This is a genomic window from Ruegeria sp. YTSA219 (genome assembly GCF_059609985.1).
In genome coordinates, this window is the sequence record NZ_JBXWMT010000018.1 from 1 (window position 1) to 22,435 (window position 22,435).

Below are 22,435 nucleotides of genomic sequence, written 5' to 3' on the forward strand. Positions count from 1 at the left end.
GCGTCCGGCCGTCTCTCCAGCCCGTCCCACCGTCTCTCCAGTGTGTCACAAGCGCCTCAGCAGCGCCGGTGAAGGGGTATTTACGGATTAGGTCTGGGACCTGCAACCCCCAATCTGAAAAAACTTTGCATTTCTTAACAGAAACTTCTCTATGTTAATAAAAACAAAATGTTAGCTTAATAATTCTCTCTTCCGAGTCGGTAACGGACCGCATGGAACAGCGGAAAGAACAGCCCCTGGGCGGAATCGTACCCATTGCTGGGTATGCGCCCGGAACCGGGGCAAGGAAACGCCGCCCGAGTCTCCTCGGACGGCGCAAATTCTGCGAAGGTCACAGGCTTACTTCAGATCGAACCTGTCTGCATTCATGACCTTGTTCCAGGCCGAGACGAAGTCGCAGACAAATTTGCCTTCTGCGCCTGCCTGACCGTAGACCTCGACCAGAGCCCGCAGCTGCGAGTTGGAGCCGAAGACCAGATCGACGCGGGTACCGGTCCACTTGACCTCACCGCTGGCGCGGTCCCGACCTTCATAGACGCCTTTGCCCGCGGGTTTCCATTCGGTGCCCATGTCCAGCAGGTTGGTGAAGAAGTCGGTGCTGAGCGTGCCGACGCGGTCGGTCAACACACCATGCTTGGTGTCACCAAAATTGGCGCCGATCACGCGCAGACCGCCAACCAGCGCGGTCATTTCAGGCGCCGACAGCGTCAGCAGCTGGGCTTTGTCGACCAGAAGCTCTTCGGGCGAAACCGAATAATCCGTCTTCTGATAGTTGCGGAAGCCGTCGGCCTCGGGCTCGAGCACGGCAAAGCTGTCCACATCGGTTTGATCTTGCGTCGCATCGGTACGGCCCGGGGTGAACGGAACCTCAACCTCCTGACCGCCGGCCTTGGCGGCCTGTTCGACACCCACATTACCGGCCAGAACGATCACGTCGGCCAGAGACACTTTCTTGCCCCCGGATTGTGCGCCGTTGAACACCGCCTGAACGCCCTCAAGCGCGGTCAGTGCCTTGGCCAGCTTCATCGGTTCGTTCGCGTCCCAGTCTTTCTGCGGAGCAAGACGGATACGTGCGCCATTGGCACCGCCGCGCTTGTCCGAGCCGCGGAAGGTCGAGGCCGAAGCCCATGCGGTCGAAACCAGCTCGGACACCGAGAGGCCAGTGGCCGCGATCTTAGCCTTCAGCTCGGCCACATCCGCGTCACCGATCAGCTCGTGATCCACGGCGGGGACATTGTCTTGCCACAGCAGTTCCTCGGCCGGAAATTCCTCGCCGATGTAATTCGAACGCGGGCCCATGTCGCGGTGGGTCAGTTTGAACCATGCGCGGGCGAAAGCGTCAGCGAATTCTTCCGGGTTCTCGTGAAAACGCTTTGAGATCGGACCATAGATCGGGTCCATGCGCATCGCCATGTCGGCGGTGGTCATCATGGTTTTGACCTTCTTCGACGCGTCATGCGCCGCCGGGGCCATGTCTTCTTCTTTGACATTCACCGGTTCCCAAATCCACGCGCCCGAGGGGCTTTTGGTCAGGTTCCAGTCATATCCGAACAGCAGGTCGAAATAGCCGTTATCCCATTGAATCGGATTTGCGGTCCAGGCGCCTTCGATCCCTGATGTCGTGGTATCGTCACCCTTGCCGGACCCAAACTTGTTGATCCAACCAAAGCCCATCTCTTCGATCGGGGCGGCTTCGGGTTCGGGGCCGACCAGATCGGGATCGCCCGCGCCATGCGCCTTGCCGAAAGTGTGACCACCAGCAACCAGAGCAACGGTTTCCTCGTCATTCATTGCCATCCGGCCAAAAGTGTCGCGGATGTCACGACCCGAAGCCAGAACGTTGGGCTCTCCGTCCGGACCTTCAGGGTTTACATAGATCAGGCCCATCTGCACTGCGGCCAGAGGGTTTTCCAGATCGCGCTCACCGGAATACCGGCTCTGCGGATTGTCGGTCGGGGCCAGCCATTCTGTCTCGGTTCCCCAATAGATGTCTTCTTCGGGGGCCCAGATATCGGCACGGCCGCCGGCAAAACCAAAGGTTTTGCCACCCATGGATTCGATGGCGCAGTTACCTGCCAGGATCATCAGATCAGCCCAGGAAATCTGGTTTCCGTATTTTTGCTTGATCGGCCACAGCAGACGACGCGCCTTGTCGAGGTTACCGTTGTCCGGCCAACTGTTGAGCGGCGCAAAACGCTGGTTCCCGGTCGAGGCCCCGCCACGGCCATCTGCCGTCCGGTAGGTGCCTGCACTATGCCAGGCCATCCGAATGAACAGACCGCCGTAATGGCCATAATCCGCCGGCCACCACTCCTGTGAATCGGTCATCAGCGCATATAGGTCTTCTTTCAGCGCCTTCATATCCAGCTTTTTGAACTCTTCGGCATAGTCGAAATCCGAACCCAGAGGGTTCGAAGCCGCTCCGTGCTGGTGCAGGATCGACAGGTTTAGCTGGTTCGGCCACCAATCCCGGTTGGAACGGGTTCCAGCGCCGTGCATCACAGGGCATCCGCCTGCTTTGGGGTTATCACTTCCGTCCATATCGGTCTCCAATCCTAGCTAATATCCGGCGATCTTGCGCAGTGAAATTCGTGGTAATCAAGAACACAGATTCAAGACACGTCTTCCCCATCCAAATACGCTGAGCATCTGGCAAGGGTATCGGTATTCCTGAAGTCCTGACCTAGTCAGAAATAGCAAATTGCATTCATGCATAAAAGTTTTGTTTAATGATGAAAACCATAGGAAATAATTATGAAGAGAACATCCCCGGATCCCGTGCAATCGGAGCAATTTTCAAATCCCTGAATAACCTTGGGTCACATTTAGACCACAGCCCTTGTTTTTCATCCGTATGCGACCACTGTCTTTATGAACGACATGAGCGCGGGTTCTTTTGTTCGGATCCGCGCCTAATACAGATTGACCGGCGTATTTGACTGCCGGTTCCGAAAATTTTTGGAGTCTGAATGCAATTTGATTATGTAATTGTCGGCGCAGGATCCGCCGGTTCGGTTCTTGCCGGTCGCCTGAGCGAAGATCCTGGAATACGTGTCTGCCTTCTTGAAGCCGGAAACGGCGGCAACGGCATGCTTACCAGATTGCCCGCGGCAACAGTGGCCTCGCTGCCGGGGCGGCCGAAAATCAACAACTGGGCATTTGAAACCGCGGCCCAACCGGGGCTGAACGGCCGCAAAGGATATCAGCCGCGCGGCAAAACGGTGGGCGGGTCCAGCGCGATTAACGCAATGTTGTACGTCCGGGGTCAGCGTCAGGACTATGATGGCTGGGTTGAACTGGGCTGTGCCGGTTGGGACTGGGACAGCGTCCTTCCCTATTTCAAGATGTCCGAACATAACGAAGATGGCGCCGACGACCATCACGGCGACAGCGGCCCTCTGCACGTGTCAAACCAGAAAGAGCCGCGCCCGATCACGCGTGCCTTTATTGAAGCTGCCGAACAGATGCAGCACCGCCGAAGCCAGGACTTCAACCGGGGCGATAACGAGGGCGTTGGTCTGTATCAGGTCACACAGTTTCACGACCCGTCGAAGAATGGCGAGCGATGCTCGGCAGCGGCGGCCTATGTCTTTCCGGTCATGGACCGCCCGAACCTGACGGTCATTACCGACGCCCATGCCAAAGAGCTGACCTTTGAAGGAAAGCGGGCCACCGGCGTGGTGTACAGGAAAAAGGCCAAAGGTGCGGATATCACTGTCTCCGCCAGGCGCGAGGTTCTGGTTTGCGCCGGTGCACTTCAAACTCCGCAGTTGTTGCAGCTATCCGGGATTGGTGCCGCTGATGATCTGGTCAAACATGGGATCGAGGTGCGGCACGACCTGCCGGGCGTTGGCAAGAACCTGCAGGACCATCTGGATTTCACGCTGCTCTATAAAACCCGGGACACCAACACATTCGGCATCGGTGTCGCTGCCGCATTGAATTTGGCAGGGCATATTTGGCGCTGGCGTAAGACCGGTAAGTCGATGGCGGCCACGCCATTTGCCGAGGGCGCCGCGTTTCTGAAAACCTCCCCGGCTTTGGATCGCCCCGACATCCAGCTGCACTTTGTCATTTCCTTGGCCGATGATCATGCAAGGAAGCTGCATTATGGCTATGGGTTCGGCTGCCATGTGTGCAAATTGCGCCCCGAAAGCCGTGGCACGGTCGGGCTGCACAGCGCCGATCCCTTTGCCGCTCCGGCCATTGATCCGGCTTACCTGTCCGATGACCGCGATCTGGACACGCTGATCAAGGGCGCGCGTATAACCAAAGACATTCTGCACGCGCCGGCCTTCAGTAGATTCCGGCACAAAGCGATGTACGGCATAGATGACGCTCAAACCGATGCGGATTGGGAGCACCATATTCGCGCTCGCGCAGATACGATCTATCACCCGGTCGGAACCTGCAAAATGGGTGTGGATGCGATGGCCGTGGTTGACCCCGAACTGCGTGTGCGCGGGATCGAGGGGCTGCGCGTGGTCGATGCATCGGTCATGCCTACTCTGGTTTCGGGAAACACCAACGCCCCAACCATCATGATCGCCGAGAAAGCCGCGGACCTGATCAAAGCCGCCGCCCGATAAGGGCTCAGCCGTCCTTCATCAGGGCCTGCAGTCCAGCGCGGTAATCCGGATACAAAAGCCGGATACCCAGTTCATCCTTGATCCGGTCATTCCTGACCCGCTTGTTTTCATTATAGAAACTTCGGGCCATCGGGGACATATCGGCCTGGTCGAACGGAACCGCAGCGGGCAGAGGCAGGCCTTGCAGTTCAGCCGCATAGGCGATGACATCCTGTGGCGGCACCGGCTCATCGTCACAGACATTGTAAATCGCACCTGGGTTCGGCGATGCCATCGACGCCGCAAGCACCTGCGCGATGTCCGCCACATGGATGCGCGAGAACACCTGCCCCGGTTTGATTATGCGGCGCATTCCCACCCGTTTAAGTTTGGAAAATGGGCCGCGCCCGGGGCCATATATCCCGGCAAGGCGAAAGATGTGGACGGGCAGGCCCGTAATGTCTTGCCATTGTGTCTCGGCCCGGACGCGCCACCTGCCGCGCTCGGCCATTGGTGAAGGAAGGGTCGCCTCGTCCACCCAACCGCCTTTGTGGTCCCCATAGACTGCGGTTGTGGAAAGGTATCCGACCCAATCGAACTGACCTGCGCGGTCAGCGATTTTGTCGCCAAGCGCCGCCAGCACCGGATCTCCGCCCGCATTCGGCGCGGTCGAAATCAACAGATGTGTTACCCCGTCCAAATCAACCTTCTGACCGGGCCAGATCACCGGTTCGGCACCGGATGCGCGGACCGCACCCGATTGCGCCGGATCGCGCGTAGTTCCGAATACGCGCCAACCCGCCGGTTCAAGATGCCGCGACAGGGCCTGCGCCGAATATCCGTGACCGAATGAAAAGAGTGTCTTAACCATATCCTTCTTGATGATCGCCAATGGTCCAAGATGCAAGCACCCGCCACTGGATACTTGATTCGAATCCCCACATACGCCTTTCATGAGTCATGCGTACAAAATCGCCCGACCTGCATGCAGCTTATGCGCTAGACAGCCCCGAGGACCACAAACGGCTTTATGCCGAATGGGCTGGCGACTATGATGACGGTTTTGCGGCGCGCGAGGACTATCAGTTGCATATCCACACCGCCCGCGCCTTTGTCAGCGCCGGGGGACAGGGTCCGGTTTTGGATGTCGGTGCAGGCACCGGGCTTTGCGGTGCGGTACTGGCCGGGTTGGGCGTTGGCCCAATCGACGCCACCGATATCAGCGCCGAGATGCTGGATCAGGCCCTGCGCAAAGACATCTACCGCGACGCGATTGAGGCTGACCTGAACCAGGGCATCCCGGTGCCGCGCGACAGCTATTCGGGCATTGTGTCCTCGGGCACATTTACCCATGGCCATCTCGGCCCCGAGGCCCTGCCCGCGCTGTTGAACGTGGCCCGGACAGGCGCGCAATTCGCTCTGTCGATTAACGCGAAACACTACGAATCTCTGGGATTTGCTGACGCACTGCACCAGCTTGCCCATGGGCAGATACAAAACCTGTCCCTGCCCGAAGTTCGAATCTACGGCGACCTGGCTGCCGGGCCCAACCGGGACGATACCGCCCTTATCGCAATGTTCGAGAAGATCTGAACCCGCTCAGCGCCCTTTCCAGACCGGGTCGCGTTTCTCGGCAAAGGCGCGCGCGCCTTCGAGGTTGTCTTCAGAACCATATAGAATGTCCACCGTCGGCAACTGCCGCCCGGTGATCCGGTTCATGGCATCCTGAAACTTGGAATCTTCGGCGTCGCGCACGATCTCTTTGATCGCCGCGTAAACCAGCGGGGGGCCGCTGGCCAGTAAACGGGCCAGTTCCCATGCCCGGTCTAAAAGCTGATCACCTGGGACGATCTCGTTGATCAGGCCCCACCCTTTTGCCTCAACCGGATCGAACCAGCGGCCAGTCAGCAGCAGTTCCATCGCGATATGGTAGGGGATGCGTTTTGGCAGCTTTACACTGGCCGCATCGGCCACGGTGCCCGACCGGATTTCGGGCAGGGCAAAGCTGGCATGCTCTGCAGCGATGATCATATCCGCACTCAGCGCCAGTTCCAGCCCGCCACCACAGGCAATCCCGTTCACCGCGGCGATGACAGGCTTGTTCATATCCCGTAATTCCTGCAGCCCGCCAAAACCGCCGACTCCATAATCTCCGTCCACGGCGTCTCCGTCCGCGGCGGCCTTCAGGTCCCACCCCGGGCAAAAGAACTTTTCGCCACCACCGGTCAGGATGGCCACGCGCAACTCAGGATCATCGCGGAATTCGCGGAACACTTCACCCATGATCCGGCTGGTGGCCAGATCAATGGCATTTGCCTTGGGTCGGTCCAGAGTGACCTGCAGAATCGCGCCATCGCGCTTGGTTTTAACCGGGTTCATATACGTGCCTTTCGGATCAGAGCATCCACGGCCACAGCGCCATCGGGATTGCAGATGAGTGGATTGATTTCAACTTCGCTGACATGGGCTGCATTGGCAATAACATAGGCTTGCACAGCCTCGGCTGCATTCAGGATCGCCTCGGTATCCGCCGCCGGTTTACCGCGATACCCCTCCAGCAACGGCGCACAGTTCAGCTTGCCCAGCGCCTGACGGACCACGTCCCGGGATGACGGGATCAGCACTGAAACACTGTCGCGCAGAATTTCGGTCAGCACGCCTCCAGCCCCTAGCGTCAGAACATAGCCATGGGCCGGATCACGGGTGACCCCGATCAATAACTCGGCAACACTGCCTTGGGCCATCTCTTCGATCAGAACTTCGTCGGTTCCAAGCTCGGTCGCAACCGCGCTCAGATCGTCCAAGCCGACGCCAAGGCGCACCGCACCGTGTTCGGATTTATGCGCAAGCCCGACGCCCTTGACCGCGAATGGAGCGGTCAGATTCGATGCAGCATGCGCAGCCTTGTCCGGACGCGTCACTACGGATCGAGGAATCCGCAGACCATGATCTGCCAGCGCCCGTTTGGCCTCTGCTTCGGTCAAGACATGGTTTGCCTCAGCCTGCGAGGGCAACAGTACCGGATCAGCCGGTGCCGCAACCGGGCGCGCGGCGGCCTCAACCGCAGCCAAGGCTTCATGCAGACCGGCAAAAGGCACCACACCGCCGACCAGCAGGCGCTGCGCCACTTCCTCTGGCAAAAGTTCTGGTAGCGTCGCGGCAACGGCAAAAGGTCGCCCGGTTTGGGCGGCGCAGTTCAACGCCGCTTGGGTGGCACATTCCCAATCCGATGCGTCGGTGTGAGGATAGTCCACAATCGCAATGGTAATGGCCTGTTCCGGCCCGGTCATCGCCGACCACGCGCGGGTCATCGCTTCGGTATCGCGCCATATATAGGTGTGGTAGTCCAGCGGGTTCGCCAACGCCACCATGGGCCCCAAAGCTGCGCGCAGGTCAGCTTGCTGTACCTTGGTCAATGGCGGGAAATGCAGATCGCGTCCCTCGGACATATCTGCGGCTAGGCTGGCCTCACCGCCCGAGCAGCTGATGGTACCCAACCCGCTGCCGCGCAATCGCCCCGTAACATGCAACAGCTTGAGACATTCCAAAAAGCTGGGAATGTCGTCCAACCGTGCGATTCCCAACCGGTCCAAAAAAGCCTGCGCGCCCGCATCACCACCTGCCAAAGACGCCGTATGGGATATCGTTGCCGCCTGCGCATGGGACGAGCGGCCCATTTTCAAAGCAACGACCGATACGCCCCGTCTGCGTGCCTTGTCGGCCAAAGCCTCCCATTTTCGCAGATCGCCAAACCCTTCGATATGAACACCGATAGCAGTGATCCGGTCGTCGTCCAGAAGTGTTGAGGCAACGTCAGCCTGATGTGTCTGCGCCTGATTCCCGCAGGTCAGCATGAACGCCAGCGGCAGGGCCCGACGTTGCATGGTCATGTTGATTGCAATATTCGAACTTTGCGTCAGGATCGCTACGCCTCGTTCCACCGGTTGCATCCCATGCTGATCCGGCCAGACTGCGACTTGATCCAGCCCGTTGACGAAACCATAGCAGTTGGGACCCAGAACAGGCATTTCGCCGGCGGCCGCAATCAACTGGTCCTGCAGATCGGCGCCCAGATCATCCTCGGCTCGCGCCTCGGTGAACCCCGACGCGAAACAAACCGCGCCCCCTGCCCCGATCGCTGCCAACGCCTGAACCGCCTCGATTGTTGCATGACGATTGATGCCCACAAAGGCCACATCCGGGGCCGAGGGCAGATCTTCGAGCCGTGCAAACACCCGCTCTCCGGCGACCTCGGCGGCTTTGGGATGGACCGGCCAGATATCGCCCTGAAACCCGAACTTGCGCGCCTGTTGAATGACTGACGCGCACCAAGCCCCACCACCGATCACGGCAATGGAGCTGGGGTTCAACGCCCGTGCCAGCGCCGTTGTCATGCGCCAAGTGCCCGCAACAGCTCACGACTGATGATGTGACGCTGAATCTCGCTGGTACCGTCCCAGATGCGTTCGACACGCGCATCGCGCCAGAACCGTTCCAGCGGGTAATCGTCCATCAGCCCCATGCCGCCATGCACCTGAATCGCGGCATCGGTCACGCGCGACAGCATTTCGGACGCATAGAGCTTGGCCGAGGCAATCTCGCGGTTTGCAGGCAGCCCCTTGTCCAGCCGGTCGGCCGCTGCCAGCGTCAACAGGTCAGCGGCATCGATTTCGGTGATCATATCGGCGATCTGGAATGACACGCCCTGGAACTTGCCGATTTTCTGACCGAATTGTTCACGCGTGGCTGCATAGTCCAGCGCATAGTCAAAGGCGCGACGTGCGCGTCCGACCGACATGGTCGCCACGGTGATGCGGGTGGCATAAAGCCAGGTATTCATCACCTCGAACCCGCCATCGACCTCGCCCAACACCTGACTGTCGGGCAGGCGACAATCGTCAAAATCCAGGACCATGTTCTTATAGCCCCGGTGGCTGACCGATTTATACCCGTCCCGGATGGTGAATCCCGGCGTGCCGCGATCCACAAGAAAGGCTGTGATCCGTTTCTTTGGACCTTTTGGCGTCTGATCTTCACCCGTCGCGATGAAAACGATGATGAAATCGGCATGCTCCGCGCCCGAGATGAAATGTTTGGTCCCGTTGACGACCCAATCTCCGCCGTCTCGAACTGCGGCACATTTCATACCACGCACATCCGAACCTGCACCTGGTTCGGTCATCGCCAGTGCATCCATCCTTTCGCCCCGCACAGCGGGCATCAGATAGCGTTCGACCTGCTCGCCTTCGCAGGCCATCAGGATGTTTTGCGGACGGCCAAAAAAGTGGTTCAAGGCCATCGATCCCCGGCCCAGTTCGCGCTCGACCAGTGCAAATTCCCGATGGTTCAGCCCGGCACATCCGACGCTTTCGGGAAAATTGCAGGCATAGAAACCCAATTCAATTGTCTTGCGCTTGATCTCATCCGCTATTTCCTGCGGAACCTCGCCGGTACGTTCAACCAGCTCTTCATGTGGATAGATCTCTTTCTCGACGAAACTGCGAACAGTCGCGGCGATCATCTCTTGCTCGTCGGTCAGGCCATATTGCATCTGCGGTCTCCACATCTGGGGCTTGCGATATCGTGGCCCGGGTTGCAAAGTTCATCGTGCAGAAATAGACGTTAACCATGCGAAGATGGACAAAATCGCCTGCCGCGATGCAGCAATTCGGAGTTCTGCTTTTTGATGGGTTTTCAAACCATTGCCTTGCCAACACGGTCGAACCCCTGCGTGCGGCCAATTCGCTGGCTGGACGAAAACTGTATGACTGGGAATTCCTGTCGCTGACAGAAGGGCCGGTCACATCATCCTCGGGGTTGCAGGTTACGCCGCACGCAAGACTGCAATCTGCCCGCGGCGGTACATTGATGGTGATGCCATCATATGGGTTTCGCGCGCATGGCGGCTGGCCGACGCTGACCGGATTGCGATCCGCCGCAAATCGCTATGACGTTCTGGCTGGGCTGGACACCGGAAGCTGGCTGCTGGCGCTGGCCGGACTGCTGGACGGGTATCGCGCCACCATCCATTGGGAAGAGCTGACCGGCTTTACCGAGCGGTTCCCCGAAATCGACGCCCGGCGCGAGCGGTATGTCTTAGACCGGAATCGCATTACCTGTTCCGGCGCCATGGCAGCTTTCGATCTTGTGTTGCATCTGATCGGTCATGACCACGGGCAGGCACTGGCACTGGAAGTCGCGCAGTTGTTCATGACCCGTGATTCCGCTCGGTCGCATTCCGGAGGGGCTGGGGCGACTACCGGCTATGTAAACAAGGCTCTGGCGCTGATGCAGGAGAATCTTGAAACTCCGCTGCCCATTACGGATATCGCCCGACAGGTCGGACGCTCGCACAAGGCATTGTCCACAAGGATGCAATCCGAACTGGGTGCGGGTCCGGCCCAGGTCTATCGCCGCTTGCGCCTGAATTTAGCGCGGAAGCTGGTGGCAGAAACCGACCTGACTGTCAGCGAGATCGCCCTGCGGGCCGGATACGATGATCCCAGCGCCCTGACCCGCGCCTTCCGAGCCGAATTCGGGATCACCCCCCGTGCCCTACGGGTCGGCTAGGTATACATCTGCTTTTTATAAGCCCGCGTGCGCGTCGTCGCCTCGGCTGAGCCGTCATGATAGGTGCCAAACCACTTGTCGAACGGGATCTCTGAGGTGCCATAGTTGCACTCGAAATACCGGTGATGCAGCTGGTGGAAAAAATCGCCTGCGCGGGCGGCCTCGGTCTCCCCGGCTTTCAGCTTTTCGAACCCGGAATGGGACAGAACCGGGCTGACCTGCTGGAAATAGGCGTGGAATAACAAATGTATCGGGTGCGACGGCACGATCAGGTGGATGAAATAGGTGGTGAAGTACAACAGGTTCTCAAACCAGTGATTTGATATCCCCGACCACGGCCCGATATTGACGTTGCGGTGATGCACCGCGTGGACATGTTTATACAGCTTGGGGTGATGTTCCAGCCGATGCACCCAATAGAAATGCAGCCCCGACCACATGGGGATTAGCGACATCCAGATCACAAACCAGACCGGTGCGGCGGACCATGTGACCGTGGGGACATAGCCATTTGCCATCGCCCAATAGATCCCCCATTGGTAAATCGTGGCGACACTCATGGCGCTGCCCAGGGTCCACCAGATATTGTCCCAGACCTGATTGCGAAAGGTGAAGGTCCCGTTGTCCCGGGTCAGATCCCGGCGGTCGAACTTCTTGTACATGCCCTGCCCTTTGCGCATGTACAGCCACCAATGCAGCCCGCCCGCGACCAGAATCTGAGGCACCATGTTCAGCAACCAGATTCGGAACATCCAGCCGGGCTGGAAGGTCTTCATCGTCTCTAAACCCGGGAAAAACAGCACATAGGCCACCACCGCAAGCCCCAGGCACAGGGTCAGGGCAGTGACCTGAAGCCATGCACCACCATACCATTTCAACACTGCAGACAGGCGGGGCGGCCAGTTAAACAGCGGGTTCAAAGCCACAGGCCCATCGGGGTGGTAATTCCAGCGGGCGGCCTCGGGATTTTGGTCAGTGTCCGGCATCACGGTCTCTCGTCAGCTTGCGTAATCCGAGCCTTCGGCATCCAACAGGGCCTTGATCTCACGCAAATGTGCCTCGGCCTGATCGGGATATTCTTCCAGTTCCTGAGCTGTCTTTTCCGCAATCTCGTCTGACAAAACGCGCAGGGGTTGGCCCGTCTGTAAGGCACGGATATACGTTTCAGCAGCGCGTTCGAAATAGTAGAGTCTATTAAAGGCATCTGCCGGGTTACTGCCCAAAATCAAAACCCCATGATTACCCATGATCATGACTTTCTTTTTTGGGTCTGCCAGCATGGTCGCGCAACGTTCCCCCTCGCTTTCGAAAGCAAGTCCACCAAATTCGTGATCGACCACATAACGGTTGTAGAACGTAGTGGTGTTCTGATCGATCGGCGGCAATGTGCTGTCGGCCAACGAGGCCAGAACCGTGGCAAAGATGGAATGCACATGCATTACACAGCGGGCATGAGGACAGTGCCGGTGAATCGAACCATGCAGGCCCCAGGCAGTTGGGTCCGGTGCGCCGGGTTGGGTCATGACATCAGCGTCTTTGGCATCCAGAAAAAGCAGGTTCGATGCTTTGACTCGTGCAAAATGCATCTGATTGGCGTTCATCAAGAATTGCGTGCCGTCCTGATTCACCGCCAAGCTAAAATGGTTTGCAACCCCTTCGTGCATATTCAGACGTTCAGCCCATCGAAATGTGGCCGCCAGATCCACACGCTCAGGCCAATGGTCAATATTGGGGCGCAAGCTGGCAACGCTCATTTCCGTCTCCTGTCAGCGGATTGCTTGATTGGAAAATCGTGCCCGCAGTAGAAAAAATTGACCAACGAAAAAATCGCGCCTATTTCATAAGCTGAACTAATGGCCAGGTTATGCCCATGCAAAAACAGCTGCCCCCGTTGGGTTGGCTTCGGACTTTCGAGGCCGCGGCCCGCCACCTGTCCTTTACCGCTGCAGCGCGCGACCTGAACATGACACAAAGTGCAGTCAGCCAGCAAATCAAGTCGCTTGAGGCCTATCTTGGCCAACCGCTTTTCCTGCGCCGTCCCCGCGCACTTGAACTGACCGGGGCCGGGATCAGCTATCTCCCTGTCGTGCGTGAGGCATTTCGCACATTACTGCGCGGAACGCGGGCCGTGACCGGGGCCCAGCAGAACGCGGTGCAGGTACAATGCAACATCACTTTTGCGGTCAACTGGCTGGCCCCCCGCCTTCCAATGTTTCAGGCCGAACACCCGTCTGTACAGCTGAACATATTCACCGAGTTGTGGGAGCCCCGGGAAATGGCGGAGGGGGCTGCGGTAGAAATTCGATTTTCGCTCAGACCTTCGGACACGGTGCGAACCGAACTGCTGCGATCCGATCATTATTATCCGGTTTGCGCGCCGGGCTATGAGGTGTCGCTGGATACACTACAGCGAACCCCTTTGTATGACTGCTCAAACCTGCTGTCGAATTGGCAGAATTGGATCGAAGATCAGGGTCTAATTTGGGAAAATCCTCCAATCACATATTCCACCACCTATCTGGTCAGCCTGTCGGTTGCGATGGCCGGGGGTGGCTTGTGCCTGACACATGACACAATCGCGCGCGACTTGATTGATGAAGGTCGATTGGTTGCACCATTCGAATATCGCGCAGTTGTGCCAGAGGCCTATTACCTGTTGCTGTCGCCTCAGGCAGAAGAGTCACCTGGAGCGATTGCCTTTGCCGAATGGGTCCGGCGCGAGATTGCGAAAACGTTCTCTGGCTAGGCTGTGGCTCTCCTGCCTAACATAGCGGCTCTTACGGGACCTTCACGGGGCTAGGCACAACAGCGCTGACGCGCTGCATGACGGAATCATGATAACTGCCGAGCAGGGGTTGCACCTTTCCGTGCGTTCGGGAAAGTTGGGCCATGGAATTCACACCTTTCCCAAGCTGGCCCGATACCGCCCCCCGTCTGATCGCTGTCGCCGCAGGGCGTCAAGCCGCTGACCTTGTTGTCCGTAGCGGGATCTGGGTTAACGTGCACAGCCGCGAAGCCCTGCCCGATCATGACATCGCGATTGTCGATGGACGTATCGCCTATGTTGGCCCTGATGCTTCGCACTGCGTCGGCCCGAACACCCGGATCATCGAGGCAGAGGGGCGGTATATGCTGCCCGGCCTGTGCGACGGGCATATGCATATCGAATCAGGAATGCTGACCCCGGCCGAATTTGCGGGGGCCGTTATCCCTCATGGCACGACAAGCATGTTCACTGACCCGCACGAAATAGCCAACGTCCTGGGGCTGGACGGCGTTCGTATGATGCATGACGAGGCGCTGATGCAGCCCGTTAACATTTTCACCCAGATGCCCTCTTGCGCGCCATCGGCGCCGGGGCTTGAGACCACCGGTTATGAGATCACCGCCGAGGACGTTGCCGAAGCAATGAGCTGGCCGGGCATCATCGGGCTGGGTGAGATGATGAATTTCCCTGGGGTGATCAATGGTGATCCCGTGATGCTGGCCGAGATTGCCGCGACCCAACGGGCAGGGAAAACCGTTGGCGGGCACTATGCTTCGCCTGATTTAGGGCCTGATTTCGCAGCTTATGTCGCAGGCGGCCCTGCCGACGACCACGAAGGCACCTGCGAGGCCGATGCCATCGCGCGGGTGCGTCAAGGGATGCGGTCGATGATGCGATTGGGATCGGCCTGGTATGACGTGGAAACTCAGATCACCGCCATCACCGAGAAAGGGCTGGATCCGCGCAACTTCATCCTGTGCACGGATGATTGCCATTCTGGTACCCTGGTCAATGAAGGGCATATGAACCGCGTGGTGCGCCATGCGATTGCCTGCGGCTGTGATCCGTTGATCGCGTTGCAGATGGCGACCATCAACACAGCCACGCATTTCGGGTTGGAACGCGATATCGGCTCGATCACGCCCGGGCGCCGGGCGGATATCATCCTCAGCTCGGACCTGAAGGACCTGCCCATCGAGCTTGTCATAGCGCGCGGCCAAATCGTGGCTGAGGACGGCAAGATCACCGCGGACTGCCCGCATCTGAATTGGCCTGCTGCCGCTCGAAACACCGTGCATCTGGGCCATGCCCTGACCAGCGCGGATTTTCAGATCGAGGCCCCTAAGGGGGCGAACCGCGTTCAGGCCAATGTGATTGGTGTGGTCGAAAACCAGGCCCCGACCAAAGCGCTAAAGGCCGAACTGCCCATCATTGGCGGCCTGGTTGAAGCCGAGGGTGAGGTCTGCCAGATTGCGCTTGTCGAACGCCACCGCGCAACGGGCGGGGTCACAAATGCCTTTGTCTCGGGGTTTGGATATCAGGGGCGCATGGCAATGGCTTCGACCGTGGCCCATGACAGTCACCATATGATTGTTGTTGGGACCGACCGCGAACAGATGGCCCTTGCCGCAAATCGGCTGGCCGAGATCGGCGGTGGCATCACCATTTTCCGAGACGGTGAGGAACTGGCGCTGGTGGAATTGCCCATCGCTGGACTGATGTCTGATAGCCCGGCAGCCGAAGTGGCCGCCAAGGCCGAACAAATGGTTCGGGCGATGCAGGCCTGTGGCTGTAAACTGAACAACGCCTATATGCAGCACTCATTGCTGGCCCTGGTGGTGATCCCTGAATTGCGGATCTCGGATGTCGGGCTGGTGGATGTGCGCAAATTTGAAAAGATCGATCTTTTGGAACCCCTTGCATGACAATAATACGAGCACCTAAGGCCCCCGCGCCCGAGAACTTCACCGATCCCGCAGCCGCGGTCGCAAGGTTGGAAGAACTGTACGAGCAAGCCACCAGCTTCCTGTGCGAGAACTTTGCCAATGTGATCGAGCACGGAGCACCAACTGAACGCTTCAGAGCCTATTACCCGGAAATTCGCATCAAAACCTCCTCCTATGCGCGGGTCGACAGCCGGCTAAGTTTTGGTCACGTCTCGGAACCGGGCATCCACTCGACCACTGTAACGCGGCCAGATCTGTTCCGGTCCTATTTGACCCAACAGATTGCCCTGTTGATCAGAAACCATGACCAGCCGGTCACGATCGGGGCTTCGGACACACCCATTCCGGTTCATTTCGCCGTGGCCAACAATCCTGATCTGATCGTTCCGCATCAGGGCGCCGCCGGATTTACCCTGCGCGATGTATTCGACGTACCGGACCTGACAACCACCCATGACGACATCGTCAATGGCGTCCATGACCACGAGGAAGAAGACGGCCCGCTGTCTTTGTTTACTGCGCAAAGGGTCGACTATTCACTGGCCCGGCTGGCGCATTACACTGCGACTGATCCCAGTCATTTCCAGAACCATGTGCTGTTCACCAACTATCAGTTCTACGTCTCGGAATTCGAAAACTATGCACGCGCGCAGCTGGCTGAACCAGACAGTGGCTATACCAGCTTTGTCTCGACTGGAAATGTAGAGATCACCACCGAAGGCGGAGTGCTGGAACAACCCCTAAAGCTGCCGCAGATGCCGACCTATCACCTAAAGCGGGCGGATGGATCGGGTATCACGCTGGTCAACATCGGCGTCGGTCCGTCGAACGCCAAAACCGCGACCGATCATATCGCCGTGCTACGCCCGCATGCCTGGCTGATGGTTGGCCACTGCGCCGGGCTGCGCAACACACAGGCATTGGGCGATTTTGTTCTGGCCCATGCCTATCTGCGCGAAGACAAGGTTCTGGATGATGACCTGCCGGTCTGGGTGCCGATTCCGCCTTTGGCCGAGGTTCAGGTTGCGCTGGAACAGGCTGTAGCCGAGGTCACCGAGTTGGAAGGTTATGAGCTGAAACGGGTCATGCGCACAGGCACCGTCGCTTCGGTCGATAACCGCAACTGGGAACTGCGCGACCAGTCCGGCCCGGTACAGCGGCTCAGCCAATCACGGGCAATCGCGCTGGATATGGAAAGCGCGACCATTGCCGCCAACGGCTATCGGTTCCGTGTTCCCTATGGCACGTTGCTCTGTGTTTCAGACAAGCCGCTGCACGGCGAATTAAAGCTTCCTGGCATGGCCTCTGCCTTCTATACCACACAGGTCAGCCGCCATCTCGCGATCGGAATTCGTGCGATGGAGCACCTGAGGGGCATGCCGCTAGAGCGCCTGCACAGCCGGAAATTGCGTTCCTTTGATGAAACGGCCTTTCTCTGAAGCAAAAAAGCAACGAATTCCCCCTATTTTTAGGGTTTTCGACGCTACTATTCGTTGTGTTCACCTACAATATCCCGTTACAGTTACGCGGTGAGGCCCTATTTATCGGGCACGTTAAGGAGACCAAGAAATGGCAAAGCCTATGACAAAGACTCAGCTGGTTGCTGCTCTCGCTGAGGAAATGGGAACCGACAAGAAAGCTGCGAACACTGCGCTGGAGGCCATGACCGGCCTGATCACCCGCGAAGTGTCGGCGGGCGGCGCGGTGACCCTGCCTGGTGTCGGCAAAATCTACTGTCGCGAGCGCCCCGAGCGCATGGTGCGTAACCCTGCCACCGGCGAGCAGTTCAAGAAAGAAGCCGACAAAGTGGTCAAAATGACCATTGCGAAGGCGCTGAAGGACAGCGTGAACGGCTGATCCCAGCTTTCACTGCAAAACGATCAAGGGCCGCCGCTTGGGGGCCCTTTTTCTTTTACCCCCCTATTGAAGCCAGTTTTTTGTAAGGCTTTGGAAGGCCGGCCGTGGTCAGCCTGGTGTTATGCAATCTGAGATCAGCGAAGAATAAACGTAGCGCCGCGCTCATTAACTGGGTGCGCAACAGGACCGGTGGCCTTAGCTGGCGAATGCCACAAATTCGCGAGGCTGGCCCCGTCACAGAGCAAGAATGGACAATATCCGGTCGACTTTCGGACCAGTAATTTGTTTTGCCGCACTCGCCCCAAAAGAAATTCATTCTCGGCGATGGATATTTTGATTGGCTCATCCGAACCATTTTTTAGTCATGTGTCATCTTTCGAAGCGAATGAATTGTCTAAAATTTGGAAAATAAGTGATTTCATTAGATAACTTGGCGACCCCGGCAGGATTCGAACCTGCAACCTGCCCCTTAGGAGGGGGCTGCTCTATCCAGTTGAGCCACGGGGCCGCGCAAAACTCTCTGTAACGTGGTTTTTTCGGGTTGTCATCGGCTTTGAAGGGCAGTTGTAAAATGCGTCCTGTTCACGCTACCATCGGACAAAACAACAACGCAGGTGCACCCCGTGACCACAGAAAACAAACGCCCACTCACCCTTCGTGATGTTTCTGAAGCGTCCGGAGTGTCTGAGATGACGGTCAGCCGGGTTCTGCGCAATCGGGGTGACGTGTCGGATGCGACCCGCACACGCGTTCTGGCCGCAGCAAAAGAACTGGGATACGTGCCGAACAAAATCGCTGGTGCGCTTGCCTCAAGCCGGGTGAACCTTGTGGCAGTGATCATCCCGTCGCTGTCGAACATGGTGTTCCCCGAGGTGCTGACCGGGATCAATCAGATTCTTGAAGATACCGAGCTACAGCCAGTGGTCGGCGTCACCGATTATTTGCCCGAAAAAGAGGAAAAAGTCCTGTACGAGATGCTCTCGTGGCGGCCCTCGGGCGTGATCATCGCCGGATTGGAACATACCGATGCCGCACGCGCCATGCTGGATTCGGCGGGGATTCCGGTGGTCGAGATCATGGACACCGATGGTAAGCCGGTGGACGCGATGGTCGGGATTTCCCATCGCCGCGCTGGACGTGAGATGGCACAGGCGATCCTGAAAGCGGGCTATGAACATATCGGCTTTATGGGCACCAAAATGCCCCTGGATCACCGCGCTCGGAAACGGTTCGAAGGCTTTACCGAAGTGCTGGGCAAGCATGGGATCGAGATCGAAGACCGCGAGTTTTATTCCGGGGGCTCGGCCTTGGCCAAAGGCCGCGAGATGACTCAAGCCATGTTGGAACGCTCACCGGATCTGGATTTCCTGTATTATTCCAACGACATGATTGGTGCTGGTGGATTGCTGTATCTGTTGGACCAGGGGATAGACATTCCAGGCCAGATCGGTTTGGCAGGGTTCAACAATGTCGAACTGTTACAGGGCCTGCCGCGCAAGCTGGCCACAATGGATGCATGTCGACACGAGATTGGGCGCAAAGCAGCCGAGATAATCGCCGTTCAGCTTTCCGATCCCGCTTCCGAGGTCGAAAACCGCATAACTCTGACCCCCAAGATCAGTTATGGCGATACGCTGAAACGCCGCTGACCCATGGCGATGCAAAGGCTGAACAATCGGGCGGCCCGCGCCCTGTTCATGGACCGGCACGCGCTGGCAGAACAGCCAAGCGGGGCTGCGAAAGGGTCTGACCTGCTCGAATTGATCAGACGTCTGGGATTTGTTCAGCTGGACAGTATCAACACGGTCGCCCGCGCCCATGACATGATCCTGTTTTCGCGCAGGCCCGCCTATCGCGCCAAAAACCTCAAGCATGTGTATGAACGGGATCGCGGGCTGTTCGAACATTGGACCCATGACGCGGCCGTTATCCCGATGGAGTTCTACCCCCATTGGCATCTGCGGTTTCAACGCGACGCCAACCTGCTGAAATCGCGCTGGAAAAACTGGCGGAGGGATGGGTTCGAGCAGCAGTTCGAAACCGTCCTGCAGCATATCCGCGATCATGGGCCGGTTTCCTCATCGGATGTGGGAAAAGACGAAAAGAAGGGCTCGGGCGGCTGGTGGGATTGGCACCCGTCGAAAACCGCGCTGGAGTTCCTGTGGCGCTCGGGCGCGCTGACGGTGATCGGCAGGCAGGGGTTTCAGAAACGCTATGACCTGACCGAACGGGTGATCGAGACGCATCTTTGCCCCGGCAATATGCCTTATGACGCCGAACAGACCGTGGATTGGTTGTGCCATGCGGCACTTGACCGGCTGGGGTTTGCGACCTCGGGCGAATTGGCGGCGTTTTGGGACACGGTCAGCGCGGCTGAGGCGCGAGACTGGTGCAAAACCGCCCTCGCCGAGGGGCGTGTCGAAGAGATCGAGATCGTATGCGCCAATGGCCAGGCCAGAAAGCTGTTCGCACGTCCAGGAATCGCGGAACAGGCCGCGCAGATCGCCCCTGCGCCGGGTCGGATCAGGGTGCTCAGTCCGTTTGACCCGATGCTGCGTGACCGTGACCGCGCGCAGCGGCTGTTTGGGTTTCACTACCGGATCGAGGTGTTTGTCCCCGCTCCTAAACGCACCTATGGCTATTATGTTTTCCCGCTTCTCGAAGGCGACCGGCTGATTGGCCGGATCGACATGAAGGCCCATCGCGATCAGTCGGTGCTGCGGGTCAGCGCCCTGTGGCCAGAACGAACAGTACGGTGGTCAGATGCCCGCACGCGCCGCCTACAGGCCGAACTGGACCGGGTTCGTCGCTTTGCCGGGTTGGATGACATAGAATTTGCCGAGAATTGGCAAAAAGACCCTATTTAGGGTCTGATATACTCAATTTGACCGGCTGCAACCCGTCAATCTCACCCTCGAGTGAATCTCCGGGCTGAACCGGTCCTACACCAGCCGGCGTTCCGGTCAGGATCAAGTCCCCTGGTCGCAGATGATAATAGCCGGACAAGTGACTTATGATCTCGTCAATCGACCAGATCAGCTCATCCAAGGTTGCGTCCTGCCGGGTTTCGCCATTAACGCGCAAAATGATGCGTTTTTGCGGGTCGGGTTGCCAATCGCTCACGCGGGTCAGAGGGGCAAATACGGCTGCATTCTCGAAATCTTTTCCAAGATCCCAAGGGCGCTGTTTGTTGCGCTCGCGAATTTGCAGATCACGTCGGGTCATGTCCAAGGCGCAGCCAAAGCCAAACACCGCTTCCTGCACCTGAGAAGTATCAGCCTGAAAAACCGGCTTTCCGATTGCAACAGCCAGCTCCATCTCATGGTGGAAATTTTCGGTCCCCGGAGGATAAGCCGTCGTCACCCCAGACAGGACCGCGTTTGCAGCGGCCTTGGTGAAATAGAAAGGGGCCTCACGGTCGACCTCATGTCCCATTTCAGCCGCATGTGCGGCATAGTTCCTGCCCACACAAAAGATTCGCCCAACCGGGTATGTGTCGTCCTCGCCGGTAACCGGCAAAGCGATCGGATCAGGAATAGAGAACAGGCTACCCATCATCATGCCGCCATAACACAGGTTAGTTAAAGTGGATATTAAAGGGCATAAACCAGAGCAAGTCGCAATCCTTGGAAACCCGCACGCCGGTTTTTGCCGACAATTCGGGGATGATTCGGCACAGGCTTGCCCAAATCGAACCGGTAAGCCTGCGCGTGTTTCAAAATTCGCAGACATGGCTACTTATGGCGCTGGGCTTACTTTCAACATGCGACTGAAAACACTGCGACAGCTCATTCAGATTTTAGCCGTCAAACCTTGGAAAACTGCTGTATCGCGCTAGCTTATTGCTAACAGAAAGCGTTCAGCACTGAGACGTCACCACTCACAAAGGCGGCGGACCACCAATCCTCCGCCTTCTTGCGAAGACACCCGCGTGGACGGCAGAAATCGCTGAAATCCGGGTGCGAGTATTCAGAGGACCACGGCCAAACACCCATCCCCCTGGGTAAGTTTGCGCCTGAGAAACCCCGATTTTCGGGGTCTGATGTTCTCTGAAACGTTGCCGGATCGTTTGAACACCCCTCGTATCCGGCTGTAGGCCAGGCACATGGTCCACTCGGGCCTGGCCACTCCGCCAGAGAGGTCACAAAGGCCCTCTGGCGGGGCCCACACACTGTTAGTCCCGAGAATCTGATTGTAATTTCAACTCGTGCAAATCGTTGAGAAGATCCAGCAACGCCTCATGCCGCTCTGGTCCCAGCGTGTTGCGGATTTCTTCAGCCAAAAGCAACGTATAGTCGATGTTATCCCGGATAATCCCTGCCCCTTTGACCGTGATCTCAACAATCTGCCTGCGCTTGTCGACCGGATGGCTTTTCCGCGCGACAAGGCCCTTGGCCTCAAGCTTTTGCAGAATGCGGGTCAGGCTGGGCAAAAGCAGACAGGCACGGTCAGCAATATGCGTGGGCTCTTGAGGGCCTTCCTCTTCCAGCACCCGCAGAACTCGCCATTGCTGTTCGGTTACGCCCGCTTCGACAAGCATTCTACGGATAGGCCCCATAACCCGTTCCCTCGCGCGCAGCAGCGCAATAGGCAAAGACCGGGACGTCAATGGAATTTCATGAGCCATGTTAAATTCTGGCCGAATTCGGTTCATTCTTCAACTGACCTTTCCGTGTTTGGAATTCTAGGCATTTATCGCTTATTAGAGCCTAAATTATTCCATTTCT

At 57.9% G+C, this 22,435-nt stretch carries 18 protein-coding genes and 1 tRNA gene; 9 read left to right on the forward strand and 10 right to left on the reverse strand.

All coding sequences use genetic code 11. From position 1 onward, the window contains the following. Positions 1-339 precede the first annotated feature (339 nt). On the reverse strand, positions 340-2,541 hold the full coding sequence (gene katG / locus AC2FFB_RS18275) for a catalase/peroxidase HPI (RefSeq protein ID WP_496714252.1): 2,202 nt from the start codon (positions 2,539-2,541) through the stop codon (positions 340-342). Positions 2,542-2,969: 428 nt separating this feature from the next. Here katG and AC2FFB_RS18280 point away from each other — a divergent pair, with 428 nt between their 5' ends. Then, the gene (locus AC2FFB_RS18280; protein ID WP_496875269.1) at positions 2,970-4,589 is read left to right on the forward strand and encodes a GMC family oxidoreductase; all 1,620 of its coding nucleotides are present in this window, start codon (positions 2,970-2,972) and stop codon (positions 4,587-4,589) included. Between the two features lie 4 nt (positions 4,590-4,593). On the opposite strand, the gene AC2FFB_RS18285 is transcribed toward AC2FFB_RS18280, so the two are convergent. After that, positions 4,594-5,439, reverse strand: a complete 846-nt coding sequence (locus AC2FFB_RS18285; RefSeq protein WP_496875270.1) for an SDR family oxidoreductase — start codon at positions 5,437-5,439, stop codon at positions 4,594-4,596. Positions 5,440-5,528: 89 nt separating this feature from the next. Between AC2FFB_RS18285 and AC2FFB_RS18290 the strand changes: the two genes are divergently transcribed. Continuing rightward, on the forward strand, positions 5,529-6,161 hold the full coding sequence (locus AC2FFB_RS18290) for a class I SAM-dependent DNA methyltransferase (RefSeq protein ID WP_281996129.1): 633 nt from the start codon (positions 5,529-5,531) through the stop codon (positions 6,159-6,161). Positions 6,162-6,167: 6 nt separating this feature from the next. Here the strand turns inward: AC2FFB_RS18290 and AC2FFB_RS18295 are convergent, their stop codons facing one another. The 3 genes from AC2FFB_RS18295 to AC2FFB_RS18305 are packed head-to-tail and all read right to left on the reverse strand — an operon-like array spanning position 6,168 to position 10,119. Beyond that, complete coding sequence (locus AC2FFB_RS18295; RefSeq protein ID WP_281973956.1) at positions 6,168-6,947, reverse strand: carnitinyl-CoA dehydratase; 780 nt, start codon at positions 6,945-6,947, stop codon at positions 6,168-6,170. After that, complete coding sequence (locus tag AC2FFB_RS18300) at positions 6,944-8,962, reverse strand: acetate--CoA ligase family protein (RefSeq protein WP_496875271.1); 2,019 nt, start codon at positions 8,960-8,962, stop codon at positions 6,944-6,946. Before AC2FFB_RS18300 ends, AC2FFB_RS18295 begins: the two co-directional genes overlap by 4 nt. Continuing rightward, positions 8,959-10,119: an acyl-CoA dehydrogenase family protein gene (locus AC2FFB_RS18305; protein WP_281973960.1), complete on the reverse strand. Its 1,161-nt coding sequence runs from the start codon at positions 10,117-10,119 to the stop codon at positions 8,959-8,961. Before AC2FFB_RS18305 ends, AC2FFB_RS18300 begins: the two co-directional genes overlap by 4 nt. A 77-nt stretch (positions 10,120-10,196) precedes the next feature. On the opposite strand from AC2FFB_RS18305, the gene AC2FFB_RS18310 reads away from it, so the two are divergent. Next, complete coding sequence (locus AC2FFB_RS18310) at positions 10,197-11,138, forward strand: GlxA family transcriptional regulator (protein ID WP_496690502.1); 942 nt, start codon at positions 10,197-10,199, stop codon at positions 11,136-11,138. On the opposite strand, the gene AC2FFB_RS18315 is transcribed toward AC2FFB_RS18310, so the two are convergent. Both AC2FFB_RS18315 and AC2FFB_RS18320 read right to left on the reverse strand, forming a co-directional pair. Next, positions 11,135-12,124: a sterol desaturase family protein gene (locus AC2FFB_RS18315; protein WP_271952593.1), complete on the reverse strand. Its 990-nt coding sequence runs from the start codon at positions 12,122-12,124 to the stop codon at positions 11,135-11,137. The genes AC2FFB_RS18310 and AC2FFB_RS18315 overlap by 4 nt on opposite strands. Positions 12,125-12,136: 12 nt before the next feature. Further along, positions 12,137-12,892: a class II aldolase and adducin N-terminal domain-containing protein gene (locus tag AC2FFB_RS18320; RefSeq protein ID WP_271952596.1), complete on the reverse strand. Its 756-nt coding sequence runs from the start codon at positions 12,890-12,892 to the stop codon at positions 12,137-12,139. A 116-nt stretch (positions 12,893-13,008) separates the two neighbouring features. Between AC2FFB_RS18320 and AC2FFB_RS18325 the strand changes: the two genes are divergently transcribed. From AC2FFB_RS18325 to AC2FFB_RS18340, 4 genes are all read left to right on the forward strand, one after another. Beyond that, the gene (locus AC2FFB_RS18325) at positions 13,009-13,884 is read left to right on the forward strand and encodes a LysR family transcriptional regulator (protein ID WP_271952598.1); all 876 of its coding nucleotides are present in this window, start codon (positions 13,009-13,011) and stop codon (positions 13,882-13,884) included. Positions 13,885-14,027: 143 nt separating this feature from the next. Further along, the gene (gene ade, locus AC2FFB_RS18330) at positions 14,028-15,830 is read left to right on the forward strand and encodes an adenine deaminase (RefSeq protein WP_282027927.1); all 1,803 of its coding nucleotides are present in this window, start codon (positions 14,028-14,030) and stop codon (positions 15,828-15,830) included. After that, on the forward strand, positions 15,827-17,290 hold the full coding sequence (locus AC2FFB_RS18335) for an AMP nucleosidase (RefSeq protein ID WP_496679274.1): 1,464 nt from the start codon (positions 15,827-15,829) through the stop codon (positions 17,288-17,290). Before ade ends, AC2FFB_RS18335 begins: the two co-directional genes overlap by 4 nt. 130 nt (positions 17,291-17,420) lie before the next feature. Next, positions 17,421-17,708, forward strand: coding sequence for an HU family DNA-binding protein (locus tag AC2FFB_RS18340; RefSeq protein WP_142637567.1), 288 nt, complete (start codon positions 17,421-17,423; stop codon positions 17,706-17,708). Between the two features lie 431 nt (positions 17,709-18,139). Here AC2FFB_RS18340 and AC2FFB_RS18345 read toward each other — a convergent pair. Continuing rightward, a tRNA-Arg gene (locus AC2FFB_RS18345) sits at positions 18,140-18,216 on the reverse strand. A gap of 115 nt (positions 18,217-18,331) precedes the next feature. Here AC2FFB_RS18345 and AC2FFB_RS18350 point away from each other — a divergent pair. Then, positions 18,332-19,357, forward strand: coding sequence for a LacI family DNA-binding transcriptional regulator (locus tag AC2FFB_RS18350; RefSeq protein ID WP_496690504.1), 1,026 nt, complete (start codon positions 18,332-18,334; stop codon positions 19,355-19,357). A 3-nt stretch (positions 19,358-19,360) separates the two neighbouring features. After that, positions 19,361-20,575: a winged helix-turn-helix domain-containing protein gene (locus AC2FFB_RS18355; protein WP_496875272.1), complete on the forward strand. Its 1,215-nt coding sequence runs from the start codon at positions 19,361-19,363 to the stop codon at positions 20,573-20,575. On the opposite strand, the gene AC2FFB_RS18360 is transcribed toward AC2FFB_RS18355, so the two are convergent. Further along, complete coding sequence (locus AC2FFB_RS18360) at positions 20,568-21,266, reverse strand: fumarylacetoacetate hydrolase family protein (RefSeq protein WP_496693083.1); 699 nt, start codon at positions 21,264-21,266, stop codon at positions 20,568-20,570. The two genes, AC2FFB_RS18355 and AC2FFB_RS18360, sit on opposite strands and share 8 nt — an antisense overlap. 616 nt (positions 21,267-21,882) lie before the next feature. Next, positions 21,883-22,335: a homoprotocatechuate degradation operon regulator HpaR gene (hpaR, locus tag AC2FFB_RS18365; protein ID WP_496714264.1), complete on the reverse strand. Its 453-nt coding sequence runs from the start codon at positions 22,333-22,335 to the stop codon at positions 21,883-21,885. Positions 22,336-22,435 lie beyond the last annotated feature (100 nt).

Bases quoted from the DNA above. Each gene is read 5' to 3' on its own strand.
- katG (WP_496714252.1), bottom strand. From the start codon at position 2,541: ATGGACGGAAGTGATAACCCCAAAGCAGGCGGATGCCCTGTGATGCAC.
- AC2FFB_RS18310 (WP_496690502.1), top strand. From the start codon at position 10,197: ATGCGAAGATGGACAAAATCGCCTGCCGCGATGCAGCAATTCGGAGTT.
- ade (WP_282027927.1), top strand. From the start codon at position 14,028: ATGGAATTCACACCTTTCCCAAGCTGGCCCGATACCGCCCCCCGTCTG.
- AC2FFB_RS18320 (WP_271952596.1), bottom strand. From the start codon at position 12,892: ATGAGCGTTGCCAGCTTGCGCCCCAATATTGACCATTGGCCTGAGCGT.
- AC2FFB_RS18285 (WP_496875270.1), bottom strand. From the start codon at position 5,439: ATGGTTAAGACACTCTTTTCATTCGGTCACGGATATTCGGCGCAGGCC.
- AC2FFB_RS18340 (WP_142637567.1), top strand. From the start codon at position 17,421: ATGGCAAAGCCTATGACAAAGACTCAGCTGGTTGCTGCTCTCGCTGAG.
- AC2FFB_RS18305 (WP_281973960.1), bottom strand. From the start codon at position 10,119: ATGCAATATGGCCTGACCGACGAGCAAGAGATGATCGCCGCGACTGTT.
- AC2FFB_RS18315 (WP_271952593.1), bottom strand. From the start codon at position 12,124: ATGCCGGACACTGACCAAAATCCCGAGGCCGCCCGCTGGAATTACCAC.
- AC2FFB_RS18325 (WP_271952598.1), top strand. From the start codon at position 13,009: ATGCAAAAACAGCTGCCCCCGTTGGGTTGGCTTCGGACTTTCGAGGCC.
- AC2FFB_RS18295 (WP_281973956.1), bottom strand. From the start codon at position 6,947: ATGAACCCGGTTAAAACCAAGCGCGATGGCGCGATTCTGCAGGTCACT.
- AC2FFB_RS18290 (WP_281996129.1), top strand. From the start codon at position 5,529: ATGCGTACAAAATCGCCCGACCTGCATGCAGCTTATGCGCTAGACAGC.
- AC2FFB_RS18300 (WP_496875271.1), bottom strand. From the start codon at position 8,962: ATGACAACGGCGCTGGCACGGGCGTTGAACCCCAGCTCCATTGCCGTG.
- AC2FFB_RS18360 (WP_496693083.1), bottom strand. From the start codon at position 21,266: ATGATGGGTAGCCTGTTCTCTATTCCTGATCCGATCGCTTTGCCGGTT.
- hpaR (WP_496714264.1), bottom strand. From the start codon at position 22,335: ATGGCTCATGAAATTCCATTGACGTCCCGGTCTTTGCCTATTGCGCTG.
- AC2FFB_RS18355 (WP_496875272.1), top strand. From the start codon at position 19,361: ATGGCGATGCAAAGGCTGAACAATCGGGCGGCCCGCGCCCTGTTCATG.
- AC2FFB_RS18280 (WP_496875269.1), top strand. From the start codon at position 2,970: ATGCAATTTGATTATGTAATTGTCGGCGCAGGATCCGCCGGTTCGGTT.
- AC2FFB_RS18335 (WP_496679274.1), top strand. From the start codon at position 15,827: ATGACAATAATACGAGCACCTAAGGCCCCCGCGCCCGAGAACTTCACC.